The organism is Bhargavaea cecembensis, assembly GCF_001619585.1.
GTDB classification, from domain to species: domain Bacteria; phylum Bacillota; class Bacilli; order Bacillales_A; family Planococcaceae; genus Bhargavaea; species Bhargavaea cecembensis_A.
In genome coordinates this window covers 373,232-387,992 of record NZ_LQNT01000011.1, presented here as the reverse complement: position 1 = coordinate 387,992, position 14,761 = coordinate 373,232, and the positions used below count along the sequence as shown (strand labels likewise).

At 56.8% G+C, this 14,761-nt stretch carries 16 protein-coding genes; all 16 read left to right on the top strand.

Annotated elements, in window-relative coordinates:
* Nucleotides 1–248: 248 nt before the first annotated feature.
* Entirely contained in the window at nucleotides 249–1,988 is a 1,740-nt protein-coding gene (gene ilvB / locus AV656_RS12725) for a biosynthetic-type acetolactate synthase large subunit (RefSeq protein WP_063182535.1), read from the top strand.
* Nucleotides 1,985–2,500: an acetolactate synthase small subunit gene (ilvN, locus tag AV656_RS12720; RefSeq protein ID WP_063182534.1), complete on the top strand. Its 516-nt coding sequence runs from the start codon at nucleotides 1,985–1,987 to the stop codon at nucleotides 2,498–2,500. The genes ilvB and ilvN overlap by 4 nt, the downstream gene beginning before the upstream one ends.
* A 93-nt stretch (nucleotides 2,501–2,593) precedes the next feature.
* Nucleotides 2,594–3,625: a ketol-acid reductoisomerase gene (gene ilvC / locus AV656_RS12715; RefSeq protein ID WP_063182533.1), complete on the top strand. Its 1,032-nt coding sequence runs from the start codon at nucleotides 2,594–2,596 to the stop codon at nucleotides 3,623–3,625.
* Nucleotides 3,612–5,156, top strand: coding sequence for a 2-isopropylmalate synthase (locus AV656_RS12710; RefSeq protein WP_063182532.1), 1,545 nt, complete (start codon nucleotides 3,612–3,614; stop codon nucleotides 5,154–5,156). Before ilvC ends, AV656_RS12710 begins: the two co-directional genes overlap by 14 nt.
* Before the next feature lie 52 nt (nucleotides 5,157–5,208).
* Complete coding sequence (gene leuB / locus AV656_RS12705; protein WP_063182526.1) at nucleotides 5,209–6,306, top strand: 3-isopropylmalate dehydrogenase; 1,098 nt, start codon at nucleotides 5,209–5,211, stop codon at nucleotides 6,304–6,306.
* A gap of 18 nt (nucleotides 6,307–6,324) precedes the next feature.
* On the top strand, nucleotides 6,325–7,734 hold the full coding sequence (gene leuC, locus AV656_RS12700) for a 3-isopropylmalate dehydratase large subunit (RefSeq protein WP_063182524.1): 1,410 nt from the start codon (nucleotides 6,325–6,327) through the stop codon (nucleotides 7,732–7,734).
* A 28-nt stretch (nucleotides 7,735–7,762) separates the two neighbouring features.
* Nucleotides 7,763–8,353 (top strand): 3-isopropylmalate dehydratase small subunit, encoded by a 591-nt coding sequence (gene leuD, locus AV656_RS12695; RefSeq protein ID WP_063182522.1) that lies wholly within the window; start codon nucleotides 7,763–7,765, stop codon nucleotides 8,351–8,353.
* A gap of 358 nt (nucleotides 8,354–8,711) precedes the next feature.
* Nucleotides 8,712–10,028: a Na+/H+ antiporter family protein gene (locus AV656_RS12690; protein WP_063182520.1), complete on the top strand. Its 1,317-nt coding sequence runs from the start codon at nucleotides 8,712–8,714 to the stop codon at nucleotides 10,026–10,028.
* A 591-nt stretch (nucleotides 10,029–10,619) separates the two neighbouring features.
* The gene (rpsJ, locus tag AV656_RS12685) at nucleotides 10,620–10,928 is read left to right on the top strand and encodes a 30S ribosomal protein S10 (RefSeq protein ID WP_008298888.1); all 309 of its coding nucleotides are present in this window, start codon (nucleotides 10,620–10,622) and stop codon (nucleotides 10,926–10,928) included.
* Between the two features lie 45 nt (nucleotides 10,929–10,973).
* A complete protein-coding gene (gene rplC, locus AV656_RS12680; protein ID WP_008298887.1) occupies nucleotides 10,974–11,600 on the top strand; it encodes a 50S ribosomal protein L3 in 627 nt (208 codons plus the stop codon).
* Between the two features lie 18 nt (nucleotides 11,601–11,618).
* Nucleotides 11,619–12,242 (top strand): 50S ribosomal protein L4, encoded by a 624-nt coding sequence (rplD, locus tag AV656_RS12675; protein WP_063182518.1) that lies wholly within the window; start codon nucleotides 11,619–11,621, stop codon nucleotides 12,240–12,242.
* Nucleotides 12,242–12,526: a 50S ribosomal protein L23 gene (rplW, locus tag AV656_RS12670; protein ID WP_063182516.1), complete on the top strand. Its 285-nt coding sequence runs from the start codon at nucleotides 12,242–12,244 to the stop codon at nucleotides 12,524–12,526. The genes rplD and rplW overlap by 1 nt, the downstream gene beginning before the upstream one ends.
* A 41-nt stretch (nucleotides 12,527–12,567) precedes the next feature.
* The gene (rplB, locus tag AV656_RS12665; RefSeq protein ID WP_063182514.1) at nucleotides 12,568–13,398 is read left to right on the top strand and encodes a 50S ribosomal protein L2; all 831 of its coding nucleotides are present in this window, start codon (nucleotides 12,568–12,570) and stop codon (nucleotides 13,396–13,398) included.
* A 60-nt stretch (nucleotides 13,399–13,458) separates the two neighbouring features.
* Nucleotides 13,459–13,737 carry a 30S ribosomal protein S19 gene (rpsS, locus tag AV656_RS12660; protein WP_063182512.1) on the top strand — a complete coding sequence of 93 codons (279 nt, stop codon included), beginning with the start codon at nucleotides 13,459–13,461 and terminating at the stop codon, nucleotides 13,735–13,737.
* Nucleotides 13,738–13,756: 19 nt separating this feature from the next.
* A complete protein-coding gene (gene rplV / locus AV656_RS12655) occupies nucleotides 13,757–14,101 on the top strand; it encodes a 50S ribosomal protein L22 (protein ID WP_063182510.1) in 345 nt (114 codons plus the stop codon).
* 3 nt (nucleotides 14,102–14,104) lie between these two features.
* Nucleotides 14,105–14,761, top strand: coding sequence for a 30S ribosomal protein S3 (gene rpsC / locus AV656_RS12650; RefSeq protein ID WP_063182508.1), 657 nt, complete (start codon nucleotides 14,105–14,107; stop codon nucleotides 14,759–14,761).

Below are 14,761 nucleotides of genomic sequence, written 5' to 3'. Positions count from 1 at the left end.
ATCACCTCCGAGCGGAACACTGAACGGATGATTCCCAAGGTGTTCCCGGGGCAGGCATCGCGCCGCCCCGTTACCAACCGGCCGGGCACTGTGCCCGGCTGCCGAGGCGGCAATGCCGCGAACAAGGGTGGTACCATGAAAGGCTCTTTCATCCCTTGCTACGGAATACGACTGTGTTCCGTGCAGGGAGTGGAGGGGTCTTTTGTTTTTTTATACTCAAAACTCACAAGTGAAGGAGGAAGGCGCAGATGGAAGCGAGCGTCAAGGTAAGGGAAACAAAACAAGCCGTCACGCCGGCAGAGGCCGGCAACGGAGCCGACCTGCTGGTCCGGTCTTTGAAAAACGAGGGCGTGGACATTATTTTCGGCTACCCGGGCGGGGCGGTGCTCCCGATCTACGATGCACTGTATAAGAATCCGATCCGGCATATCCTGGCCCGTCATGAGCAAGGTGCCATCCACGCAGCCGAAGGGTTTGCACGCACGACAGGAAGGACCGGCGTGGTGATCGCCACTTCCGGTCCGGGGGCGACAAACCTTGTGACCGGCATCGCGGATGCCATGTTGGACTCGCTCCCGCTCGTCGTCCTGACCGGGCAGGTGGCCCAGCAGGTAATCGGCACAGATGCCTTCCAGGAAGCGGACGTCATCGGCATCACACAACCCATCACGAAGCACAACTACCAGGTGAAGGATGCAAAAGACATCCCGCGGATCATCAAGGAAGCTTTCCATATCGCCTCCACCGGACGGAAAGGCCCGGTCGTCGTCGACATTCCGAAGGATGTGTCGCTGGCAGAACTCGCCGCGGACATTCCTCATCCGGAAGACGTTCATCTGCCGGGCTATCAGCCCACGGTCAAGCCGAACTTCCTCCAGATCCAGAAAGCCGCACAGGCCCTTTCAGAGGCGCAGCGTCCACTGATCCTGGCAGGTGCAGGAATCCTTGCTGCCGAAGCCACAGGGGAACTCAGAAGCTTTATCGAGCGGTACCGCATTCCGGTGACCACAACACTGCTGGGCATCGGCACCGTCCCGGGCGGACACGAGCTCGGACTCGGCATGGCGGGAATGCACGGATCCTATACGGCAAACACGGCGATCCAGGAATGTGATGTTCTTCTGAACATCGGTGCCCGTTTCGACGACCGGCTCACCGGTAATCTTGCCGGGTTCGCGCCGAATGCAAAGGTGATTCATATCGACATTGATCCGGCCGAAATCGGCAAGAACGTCCCGACCGATATCCCGATTGTCGCGGACGCCAAGGCGGCCCTCGCCGAGCTGAACAAAAAAGGCTTTGAAGCACCGGACACGGAAGCCTGGCTCGCCCGCCTGGGAGAATCCCGGGAGACCCGCCCATTCGGCTACGAGACGGCACCGGAAGGAAAGATCATGCCACAGGACGCAGTACGGCTCATCCACAAGTACACCGGAGGCGACGCGATCGTCACGACTGACGTCGGCCAGCACCAGATGTTCGCAGCCCAGTATTATGAGCCGAACCACCCGCATCACTGGGTGACATCGGGAGGCCTAGGGACAATGGGCTTCGGATTCCCGGCGGCAATCGGTGCCCAGCTCGCCTTCCCGGGTGAGAAAGTCGTCGCGGTCGTCGGCGACGCCGGCTTCCAGATGACGCTTCAGGAGCTGTCCATCCTTCAGGAATTCAAACTCCCGGTGAAGGTCATCATCCTGAATAACGCAGCCCTCGGCATGGTGCGCCAGTGGCAGGAGACCTTCCACGGTGAGCGCTACTCCTCTTCGCTCGTTCCGGTACAGCCGGACTTTGTGAAGCTGGCAGAAGCGTATGAGATCCAGGGATACAAAGTCGAGACGCTTGCCGATGCGGACCGGGTGATCCGCGAAGCGATCGAGTCGGACGGACCGGCACTGGTCGACTGCCGGGTGCTCGCGACGGAAAACGTCTACCCGATGGTCGCGCCGGGCAAGAGCCTCAGTGAAATGATCGGAGTGATGGAACGGTGAAACGGATCATAACGACAACAGTCCTCAATCAAAGCGGCGTCCTGAACCGGGTGACGGGACTCCTCATGAAGCGGCAGTTCAACATCGAGAGCATCACCGTCGGGCACACCGAGACGCCGGGCATGTCCAAGATGACCTTTGTCGTCCACGTCGAGGATCCCTCGAAGGTGGAGCAGCTTGTCAAGCAGCTGTCCAAGCAGATTGATGTCATCAAGGTGAATGACATCTCCGACAAGGCGATCGTCATGCGGGAGCTGGCGCTTGTCAAAGTCGTCACCCCGCCCCAGCTCCGCCAGGAAGTCCGGAGCATTGTCGAGCCGTTCCGCGCCCAGGTCATCGACATGAGCAAGAACGTCACGACATACCAGGTGACGGGGGACCCGGAGAAGATCGAGGCATTTATCGACCTGCTCCGCCCGTACGGCATCAAGGAGATCTCGCGCACCGGCGTCACCGCCTTTACCCGCGAGACCCAGCGCACGGAAACCGTGCCTGATCTGATCCTTCAGTAAGGCGCAACCATAATCAGTAATTCCCGCGGCAGGCCGGCCCGCTTTCAAGACCGGCCAACCAAAAAAACAGAACCCACAGGGAGGAAATTGAAAATGGCAAAAATGTACTATAACCAGGATGTTAACGAGGCAGTTCTTGAAGGACGTAAAATCGCGGTCATCGGCTACGGTTCCCAGGGCCATGCCCACGCTCAGAACCTGAAAGAATCCGGCTTCGATGTCATCGTCGGCGTACGCCCGGGCAAATCGTTCGAAATGGCGAAGGAAGACGGCCTTCAGGTCGGCACGGTTGCAGAAGCTGCCGAAGCTGCAGATGTCATCATGGTTCTCCTCCCGGATGAGCGCCAGACACAAGTCTACAACGAAGAGATCAAGCCGGCCCTCACAGCAGGCAAGGCGCTCGTCTTCGCACACGGGTTCAACATCCACTTCGGACAGATCGTTCCTCCGGCTGATGTCGACGTATTCATGGTCGCACCGAAGGGCCCTGGTCACCTTGTCCGCCGCACATATGAAAGTGGCGCAGGCGTACCGGCGCTGATCGCGATCCAGCAGGACGCAACCGGCCAGGCGAAGGATCTTGCACTTGCTTATGCGAAAGGAATCGGCGCTGCGCGTGCAGGCGTTCTTGAGACAACTTTCCAGGAAGAGACCGAAACAGACCTCTTCGGCGAACAGGCTGTGCTCTGCGGCGGTACAACAGCACTTGTGAAGGCCGGATTCGAAACACTGGTCGAAGCAGGTTACCAGCCGGAAGTCGCTTACTTCGAGGTTCTCCATGAACTGAAGCTGATCGTCGACCTCATGTACGAGGGCGGAATCGAAAACATGCGCTACTCCATCTCCGACACGGCACAGTGGGGCGACTTCGTCTCCGGACCGCGCGTCATCACTGATGAAACAAAAGCCCGCATGAAGGAAGTGCTGGAAGATATCCAAAACGGCAAGTTTGCAAAAGGCTGGCTGCTTGAGAACCAGCTTGGCCGTCCTGAATACAACGCCATCAACCGCCGCGAGTCCGAGCACCAGATCGAATCGGTCGGCCGTGAACTCCGCGCAATGATGCCATTTGTCAACGAAGGGAAGAAAATTAAGAAGGAAGTGGTCGGCAGTGCGCAAAATTGATATTTTCGACACGACCCTGAGGGACGGGGAGCAGTCGGCGGGGATCAACCTGAACACCGCCGAGAAGCTCGAGATCGCGCGCCAGCTGGAACGCCTCGGCGTGACGGTCATGGAGGCCGGTTTCCCGGCAGCCTCTCCCGGCGACCAGGACGCCGTCCGGAAAATCGCAGGCACGGTCAAGAACTCGATCGTAACGGGCCTTGCCCGCTGCAATCAGAAGGATATTGATGCCGCATGGGAAGCGCTCCGCGTTGCGGAGCAGCCCCATATCCATATCTTCCTTGCGACGTCACCGATCCACATGGCCTATAAGCTAAAGAAGACTCCGGAGGAAGTGATCGAAGCATCGGTCGAGGCAGTCAAGTATGCGAAGAAATTCTTCCCGCTTGTCCAGTGGTCAGCAGAAGACGGTTCGCGCACCGAGCCGGACTTCCTCGCCCGCATCGTGACCGAAGTCGTCAAGGCCGGCGCCACGACAGTCAACATTCCTGACACCGTAGGCTATGCGACACCGCATGACTACGGCGCCATCTTCAAGTTCCTGAAGGAAACCGTTCCGAACATCGACCGGGTGAAGCTGTCCGCACACTGCCATGACGACCTCGGCATGGCGACGGCGAATACACTCGCAGCCATCGAGAACGGAGCAGACCAGGTGGAAGGCACCATCAATGCGATCGGCGAGCGTGCCGGCAACGTCGGCCTCGAAGAAGTCGCGGTCGCCCTCCATATCCGGAAGGATCACTACAATGTCGAGACCGGCATCAACCTGAAGGAAATCAAGCGCACGAGCCAGCTGGTCAGCCAGCTGACCGGTGTCGCGATCCAGCCGAACAAAGCGGTGACCGGCAAGAACGCCTTCGCCCATGAGTCCGGCATCCATCAGGACGGCATGCTGAAGAACCCGAACACCTATGAAATCATCACACCGGCACTGATCGGTGATGCCCAGACAGAACTGGTTCTCGGTAAGCACTCCGGCCGTCACGCGTTCAAGACCCGTGCCGAAGAGCTGGGCTTCGCCCTGGAGGCGGAGCGTCTGAACGAAGCATTCGCGGAGTTCAAAAAGTTGGCAGACCGCAAAAAAGTGATCACAGAAGCAGACCTGATGGTCATCCTTACTGACCAGCAGATCCAGGAAGCGGATGCGCCGATCTACGAACTGCAGGGTGTCCAGCTGTCCAGCGGCACGGCGAATATCCCGACGGCGACCATCACCGTTGTCCTGCCTGACGGCGAGACCGTCACCGAGGCAGCGACCGGCACCGGTTCTGTCGAGTCGATCTTCAACGCACTCGAGCGCATCGTAAGCGAAAAAGTCCACATCCTCGACTACCGGGTTTCGTCCGTCGGCAAGGGCCGCGACGCACTCGGCGAGGCGGTCGTCAAAGTCCAGATCGGGGAAGACGAGATCACGGGCCGGGATGCCGCGCAGGACGTCCTTGAAGCAACAGCCAATGCGTATCTGAACGCCATCAACCGGAAACTGGTCAAAAATGCGCAGCCGTCAGAGACCGTACCCTTAACTTAACTACCAAGCGGCCCGCACAGCCGGGCCGGCCATCATAAAGGAGGAAATGAACATGGAAAAGACAATTGCCGTATTGCCCGGAGACGGAATCGGTCCCGAAGTGACAAGGGCTGCCGTCAAGGTCCTGAAGATTATTGCACGCCGCTACCAGCACGAATTCAATTTCTCCTACGGCCTCATCGGCGGAGCGGCAATTGACGCCCTCGACAATCCGTTTCCGAAGGAGACGGCCGACGCCTGCAAGACGGCAGATGCCATTCTCCTGGGCGCCGTCGGGGGTCCGAAATGGGATAACAATCCGTCCGAACTCCGCCCGGAGAAGGGGCTGCTTGCCATCCGCAAACATTTCGGCCTGTTCGCAAACCTCCGTCCCGTCAAGGCGGTTCCGGCACTTCTGTCCGCGTCTCCTCTAAAAGAGGAAAAGGCGGCCGGTGTCGATCTCATGATCGTCCGTGAACTGACCGGGGGCCTCTACTTCGGTGAAAAGGCCCGCACAGCAGACGATGCATACGATACGCTCGTCTACTCGCGGGGTGAAATCTCCCGGATCGTCGAGCAGGCATTCGAGCTTGCCCGTGTAAGAAGGGGCAAAGTGACTTCCGTCGACAAAGCCAACGTTCTGGAGTCCAGCCGGCTCTGGCGGGAAGTCGTCGAGGAGAAAAAAGCAGCCTATCCGGATGTCACGGTAGAGCACCAGCTTGTCGACTCGTGCGCGATGAAGCTGATTACAGATCCGTCCGCATTCGATGTCGTGGTGACGGAGAACATGTTCGGGGATATCCTGAGCGATGAAGCATCGGTCATCACCGGCTCCCTCGGCATGTTGCCGTCCGCGAGCATCCGTACCGACGGTTTCGGCCTGTATGAACCGGTACACGGCTCAGGCCCGGACATCGCCGGCAAGGGAATCGCAAACCCGGCGGCGGCCATCCTGTCGGCCGCGATGATGCTCCGCTACTCGTTTGGCATGGACACCGAGGCGGCTGCAATCGAAGAAGCGGTCCAGACCGTGCTTGTGGACGGCTACCGCACGTCGGATCTTGCCGAGGCGGGAGTCCGGTCACTCACGACGGAAGAATGGACCGACAAAGTCATCGAACAGCTCGACGCGGAAGCTGTGTCGGAAGATATCATGTTTTCGTATATGTAAAACAGGAGGCGGAACGCAATGGCAAAAACAATCATCGATAAAATCTGGGACCGGCATATCGTCGTCGGGGAACCGGGCAAACCGGACCTCCTCTACATCGACCTCCATCTTCTTCACGAAGTCACATCTCCTCAGGCGTTTGAAGGGCTGCGCCTGAACGGGCGCAAAGTCCGTCGCCCCGACCTCTGTTTCGCGACGATGGACCACAACGTGCCGACAGTCAACCGCAAGGTGATCAAAGACCCGATCGCGCGCAAGCAGATCCGGACACTGGCGGAAAACTGCGAGGAGTTCGGCGTGCCGCTCGCGGACGTCGACCACCCCGACCAGGGGATCGTTCATGTCATCGGACCGGAGCTCGGGCTCACACAGCCGGGCAAGACGATCGTCTGCGGCGACTCCCATACTTCGACGCACGGCGCATTCGGCGCACTCGCTTTCGGTATCGGAACGAGTGAGGTCGAGCACGTGCTGTCCACACAGACGCTCTGGCAGTCCCGCCCGAAGACCCTGGAGATCCGCATCGATGGTGAGATTGCCCCGGGCGTTGCCGCCAAGGACATTATCCTCGCAATCATCGCGAAGTTCGGTACCGACATGGGCACGGGCCATATCGTGGAATATACGGGAGAAGCGATCCGCAAGCTCTCGATGGAAGAGCGGATGACCATCTGCAACATGTCAATTGAAGCAGGTGCCCGTGCAGGCCTCATCAGCCCGGATGAAACGACGGTCGAATACCTGCGGGGACGCAAGTATGCACCGCAGGGCGAGGCATTCGAAAAAGCTGCAGAGGACTGGCTTTCCCTCGCTTCCGATGAAGGGGCGGAGTACGACAAGTCCGTATCGATCCATTCCGACGAGATCGAACCGTTCATTACCTGGGGCACGAACCCCGGCATGGGCGACGGGATCTCCGGCCATGTCCCTTATGCGTCGGATTTCGAAAACGAACTTGAGCGCGATTCCTTCCTCCGTGCCATTGAATACATGGGACTTGAAGAAGGCCAGAAGTTTACCGATATTGAGATTCAGCACGTCTTCATCGGATCGTGCACGAACGCCCGCCTGAGCGACCTTCGCGAAGCGGCCCGCGTGATTGAAGGCAAGAAAGTCCGTGATGGGGTCCGCGCCATCGTCGTACCGGGTTCCCGTACAGTCAAGAAGCAGGCGGAAGAGCAAGGCCTCGACAAGGTCTTCACCGAAGCAGGCTTTGAATGGCGCGAATCGGGATGCAGCATGTGCCTCGCCATGAACGACGATGTCGTCCCTGCAGGCGAACGCTGTGCATCCACATCCAACCGGAACTTCGAAGGACGGCAGGGGACGGGTGCCCGTACGCACCTCATGAGCCCGGCCATGGCTGCAGCCGCAGCCGTCAACGGCCGATTCACCGACGTCCGCGAAGAATTTGCCGTCCACGCCTGACGCGTGACGATGAAAGGAGGATGCATCCATGAAACCGATCAATGAAGTGACCAGTGTCCTGACGCCGCTCGACCGGAGCAACGTCGACACAGACCAGATCATCTCCAAGGAATTCCTGAAGCGTATCGAACGGACCGGCTTCGGCAAGTACCTGTTCTATCACTGGCGTTTTGATGCAGAAGGCAACAAGAGGGACGGATTTGTCCTGAACGATCCGCGGTTTGACGGATCCGAGATCCTTGTCGCACGTGAGAACTTCGGCTGCGGTTCGTCCCGCGAACACGCACCGTGGGCGATCCTCGACTACGGATTCCGCGTTGTCATCTCGCCGAGCTACGCCGATATCTTCTATAATAACTGCATGAAAAACGGCATCCTGCCGATCAGGCTGCCGGAAGAGGAAGTGGAAGAGCTCCTCGCCAAGGGCAAGGCCGAACCGGTCAGCCTCGCCGTCAATCTTGCAGAGCAAACCGTCACGCAGCCGGACGGCACCGTCCACCGATTCGATATCGACCCGTACTGGAAGGAAATGCTCCTGAACGGCTGGGACGAAATCGCCCTGACCTTCAAATACGAAGATCAGATCACCAAATATGAAGAAGTCATGCAGCGCGCATAAGCCATAACCGGCAGGCCCTTTTGGGGGTCTGCCGGTTTTTTGGTTGGTGCATTTGTTCTGCGGCAGGGGTGAGCGCTCACAGATTTCTATGAGCGCTTGTTGCCGTTCTATGAGCGCTTAAGCGGGTTCTATGAGCGGTAGTTGCTGTTCTATGAGCGCTTGCACCGGTTCTATGCGCGGTTGCGGCAGTTCGGATTACACTTAACACACTTCCGAAATGGTAGTGAACGCCGTCTGCCAGCCTGCCAATATGAGTTTATTCCGAAGGTTGACAGTCTAAAGCAGCCATGGTAATCTAATAACATTCAATTTAACACTTTATCATAGTAAAGTGATGAAGCGTAAAGGAGTACCAGCCATGAATGCAGTTATTCTTGCGGTCGCGGTCATGCTGATCCTGAGTCTTCTCCGGGTCAATGTGGTTTTGGCGCTGGCGGTCGGTGCACTTGCCGGCGGCCTGGCAGGCGGCCTTTCCATAAATGATACAATCGGGGCGTTCACAGAAGGCCTCGGAGGCGGTGCGACCATCGCACTTAGTTACGCGCTTCTCGGCGGATTTGCGGTCGCGATCTCACGGACCGGCATCCCGGAGGTGCTCGTTAAACTGATTCTGAAAGTTGTCGGCAATGAGGGGGAAGGGGAGCGCAGAGGACTTGCCAAGGCGCTGATCGTCCTGATCCTGCTTATGGTCGCCATTTCGTCGCAGAACCTGATTCCGATCCACATAGCATTTGTTCCGCTGCTCGTACCGCCGATTCTTCATATTCTCGATATGCTGAAGATCGACCGGCGGCTGATCGCCTGTGTGCTGGCATTTGGCCTGACCGCTCCGTATATCCTGCTGCCGTTCGGCTTCGGTCTCCTCTTCCACGAAGTGATCGCCAACCAGATGGCACTGGCCGGACTCGAGATCAACATGGCGGATATCCCGTCGGCCATGGCTCTCCCGGTTGCCGGCATGGCACTCGGCCTCATCATCGCGATTTTCATCTCCTACAGAAAACCGCGTGATTACGGGGAAAGCCAGGCGATCGCATCCGGGCCGGAACGTGCAGTCCGGACACGTAACATCGTTTTCACGGTCATCGCGCTCGTGGCGGCTCTTGCCGGACAGATCACGACTGACTCGATGATCATCGGCGCCATCTCCGGCATTGCAGTTCTGTATGTGACAGGCGCGGTCCGCTGGAAAGAAGCAGACGAACTCCTGAATGACGGAATGAAGATGATGGCCTTCGTCGGCTTTGTCATGATTGCGGCTAATGGTTTTGCCGGCGTCATCCAGGCAACAGGCCACGTCGGGACGCTCGTCGAATCTGCAAGCGGCATGCTCGGCGACAACAAGAGCATGGCTGCATTTATCATGCTCCTCGTCGGCCTGCTTGTCACGATGGGAATCGGCTCCTCGTTCGCGACAATTCCGATCATCGCCGCCATCTTTGTACCGCTCAGCATGGAGTTCGGCTTCAGCACGCTCGCCATCATCTCATTAATCGGCACGGCCGGAGCCCTCGGCGACGCCGGCTCCCCGGCATCCGACTCCACACTCGGACCAACCGCCGGACTCGACGCCGACGGCAAGCACAACCACATCTGGGACACCTGCGTCCCGACCTTCATCCACTACAACATCCCTCTCATCATCTTCGGCTGGATCGCCGCCATGATTCTCTGAGGGAAAAGAAAAAGCTCCGGGCAGCCGGAGCTTTTTCATATTCCGAAGAAGAACGAAATTAATTTCTTCTATAGAAAAGAGAAAAGAGATGGGTTGCTTCAACTTTGATCTGCTGATTGAAGTGAAGGGCGGCGACTCCTGCGGGAAAGGAAGCGCGGAGAGACCCTGCAAGTAGGTGCTGCCCAACGCTTCGCTTTTGGGCGCAGACGCCCATCTTCGTATGGGCGCCGGCTCTTAGCCTTCCCCGCGGAAAGCGTTCGCCCATAACGGAAATCAACCACTTTGATTAGTAGACAGCCGAAAGATGACTTCCTTCCATATAACAATCTCCACTCACAGCAACCTAATATTCCGACTCTTCCCTTACCGATTGCATCCTGAGCCAAACCGTTATATAATTCTAGGGTCCAGCAAAGAATCTCGCGCGTAATGCTTGCGAGGCTCTTCCGTTTTGTGTATAATACGGAATGTTGGTCATTTGACTGCGATGAAGCGGGAGGTTGCTGACACACCCGGCCGCTTTGCCATGGCGGTGTGCAGGAGATTTCCGTGGAGAATTGTCTTGAAAAAAGGCGAAAGGGAGGGAAAGTAATGGCAAAACAAAAAATCCGTATCCGTTTGAAAGCGTACGACCACCGTATCCTCGATCAATCAGCTGAGAAGATTGTTGAAACGGCAAAACGTTCTGGTGCAAGTGTTTCGGGTCCGATCCCGCTTCCGACAGAGCGCTCGGTTTACACCATTCTTCGTGCGGTCCACAAATACAAGGACTCGCGTGAACAGTTCGAGATGCGCACACACAAGCGTCTGATTGACATCGTCAACCCGACACCAAAAACGGTTGATGCGCTCATGAAGCTTGATCTGCCATCCGGCGTAGACATCGAAATCAAACTTTAATCAACACAAAATAAAAAAACACACAGAATGCAGGAGGTGTGACGAATGACCAAAGGAATCTTGGGTAGAAAGATCGGCATGACACAAGTCTTCGCTGAAAACGGCGATCTCATCCCGGTAACTGTCATCGAAGCGGCACCAAACGTTGTCCTTCAAAAGAAGACAGCTGAAACGGACGGCTACGAAGCAGTCCAGATCGGCTTCGAAGACAAGCGCGAAAAGCTCGCGAACAAACCGGAAAAAGGCCATGCAGCTAAAGCAGAAACTGCGCCTAAGCGCTTCGTTCGCGAATTCCGCGGAGAGGACACGGCCGATTATGAAGTTGGTCAGGAAGTCAACGTAGAAATTTTCGCAGCTGGCGATTTCGTCGATATTACAGGTGTCACAAAAGGTAAAGGATTCCAAGGTGTCATCAAGCGCCACGGGCACGCCCGCGGACCGATGAGCCACGGTTCCCACTTCCACCGCGCACCTGGTTCGCTCGGTCCGGTTGACCCGGCACGCGTCTTCAAGGGAATGAAGTCCCCAGGCCGCATGGGCAGCGACACCGTAACGATCCAAAACCTCGAAATTGTAAAAGTTGACGCAGAGCGCAACCTGCTCCTCGTCAAAGGGAATGTGCCGGGCGCTCGCAAGTCGCTCGTAAAAGTACGCGCATCCCTCAAGAAATAAGGAAAGGAGGACAACACAATGCCAAAAGTATCCGTACTTAATCAAACAGGCGCTTCGGTCGGCGAATTCGAACTGAACGAATCCGTATTCGGAATCGAACCAAACGAAGCTGTTCTTTTTGAAGCGATCATCTCCCAGCGCGCATCGCTGCGCCAGGGTAACCACAAAACGAAGCAGCGCGGAGAAGTAGCAGGTGGAGGCCGCAAACCATGGCGCCAAAAAGGCACAGGCCGTGCACGCCAAGGCTCTACCCGTTCCCCGCAATGGCGCGGAGGCGGTACCGTATTCGGTCCGGTTCCACGCAGCTACAGCTACAAGCTTCCTAGGAAAGTCCGCCGTCTGGCACTCCGTTCGGCACTTTCCGCGAAAGTCCGCGAAGAAAGCCTCGTCGTACTCGACGCACTCACTTTCGACGCACCTAAGACGAAAGCATTCATTCAGGTCCTGAAAGATCTTTCCGTCGACAAAAAAGCATTGTTCGTCACTGCAGAGCTCGACGAAAACGTGGCACTGTCCGCTCGCAACATCCCGGGCGTCACGGTCGTCTCCGCAAACGGCATCAACGTCCTCGACCTGGTAGGCCATGACAAGCTTGTCATGACAAAATCCGCGGTCGAAAAAGTACAGGAGGTGCTTGGTTAATGGATGCACGTGATGTATTGAAGCGTCCGGTCATTACCGAGCGTTCCGCGCAGGCGATGGAAGACAAAAAGTACACGTTCGATGTAGACGTCCGCGCCAACAAGACACAGGTCAAACAGGCCGTCGAAGAAGTCTTCGGTGTCAAGGTCGAGAAAGTCAACATCATGAACGTCAAAGGCAAGTTCAAGCGTATGGGCCGTTTCGGCGGATACACGAACAAACGCCGCAAAGCCATCGTCAAACTGACGGCTGACTCTAAAGACATCGAACTTTTCGAAGCGTAAGACTTACGCTCTGAATCCAAAAAACAAGAGGAGGGAAAACAATGGCGATCAAGAAGTACAAACCGACTTCCAACGGCCGACGTAACATGACGGCTTCCGACTTCGCAGAGATCACAACTGACAAGCCGGAAAAATCGCTCCTCGCGCCTAAACACCGCAAGGGCGGCCGTAACAACCAAGGCCGTACGACTGTCCGCCACCAAGGCGGCGGACACAAGCGCCAATACCGTGTCATCGACTTCCAACGCCGGAAAGATGGCATTCCGGGACGCGTTGCTACGATCGAATACGATCCGAACCGTTCTGCGAACATCGCACTGATCAACTACGTGGACGGGGAAAAGCGTTACATCCTCGCTCCTAAAGGCCTCAAGGTCGGCATGGAAATCATGTCCGGTCCTGAAGCAGACATCAAAGTGGGGAACGCACTCCCGCTGGAAAACATTCCGATGGGTGCAACCATCCACAACATCGAACTGAAGCCTGGCAAAGGCGGACAGCTTGTCCGTTCCGCGGGTACATCCGCTCAGGTTCTCGGTAAAGAAGGCAAATACGTCATCGTCCGTCTCCAGTCCGGCGAAGTCCGCATGATCCTCGGCACATGCCGCGCGACTATCGGCCAGGTCGGCAACGAGCAGCACGAACTGATCAACATCGGTAAAGCAGGACGTTCCCGCTGGCTCGGCAAGCGCCCGACAGTACGCGGTTCCGTCATGAACCCGAACGATCACCCGCACGGTGGTGGTGAAGGCCGCGCGCCAATCGGACGCCCGTCTCCAGTCACTCCTTGGGGCAAGCCTGCACTTGGTCTCAAAACCCGCAAGAAGAAAAACAAATCGGACGACTACATCATTCGTCGCCGCAAAAAATAATGTGGTTTCTCAGCGGTTCACGGGGTGGGCCGCCGGGCAATCACGGAGGGAGGTACCAAAATGGGTCGCAGCTTGAAAAAAGGACCTTTTGTGGATGATCATCTCATGAAAAAGGTCGAAGCACAGAACGCTAACGAGAAAAAGCAGGTCATTAAAACATGGTCCCGCCGCTCTACAATCTTCCCGAACTTCATCGGCAACACAATTGCTGTCTATGATGGACGCAAACACGTACCGGTCTACGTAACGGAAGACATGGTCGGCCATAAACTGGGTGAATTCGCACCTACACGCACTTACCGCGGTCATGGAGCCGACGATAAGAAAACGAAACGCTAATTGAGAGGAGGTACTCCTGATGCAACAAGCTAAAGCCGTAGCCCGTACAATCCGGATCGCTCCTCGCAAAGTCCGTTTGGTCGTCGACCTGATCCGGGGCAAGCAAGTGGGCGAAGCGGTCGCAATCCTGCGACTTACACCGAAAGCCGCATCGCCGGTTGTCGAGAAAGTATTGAAATCCGCGATTGCAAACGCAGAACACAACTACGACCTGGACATCAACAACCTCGTCGTCAGTGAAGTCTTCGTAGACGAAGGCCCGACGCTCAAGCGTTTCCGCCCTCGCGCGCAAGGCCGTGCAACTGCCATCAACAAACGCACTAGCCACATCACAGTAGTGGTATCCGAGAAGAAGGAGGGATAATTCGTGGGTCAAAAAGTACATCCAAACGGTATGCGACTCGGAGTCATCCGTGACTGGGAGTCGAAATGGTATGCAGAAAAAGACTATGCAACTCTTCTCCATGAAGACCTTAAGATTCGCGAGTACATCGACGGACGCCTGAAAGACGCTTCCCTGTCGCAGGTTGAAATCGAGCGTGCCGCGAACCGTGTAAATATCACGATCCATACAGCGAAGCCCGGCATGGTGATCGGGAAGGGCGGTTCCGAAGTTGAAGCGCTCCGTAAAGAACTCAACGCACTATCCGGCAAGCGTGTGCACATCAACATCGTTGAAGTGAAGCGTGCAGATCTTGATGCGAAACTCGTCGCAGAAAACATCGCCCGCCAGCTTGAACAGCGTGCATCGTTCCGCCGCGCACAAAAACAAGCGATCCAGCGCACAATGCGTGCAGGCGCTAAAGGGATCCGCACAATGGTATCGGGACGCCTCGGCGGCGCCGACATCGCCCGTGCCGAACACTACAGCGAAGGTACTGTACCGCTCCATACACTCCGTGCCGACATCGACTACGCTCACGCGGAAGCCGATACAACTTACGGCAAACTCGGCGTAAAAGTATGGATCTACCGCGGTGAAGTCCTTCCTGAGAAGAAGAAATCCGAGGAAGGAGGCAACTGA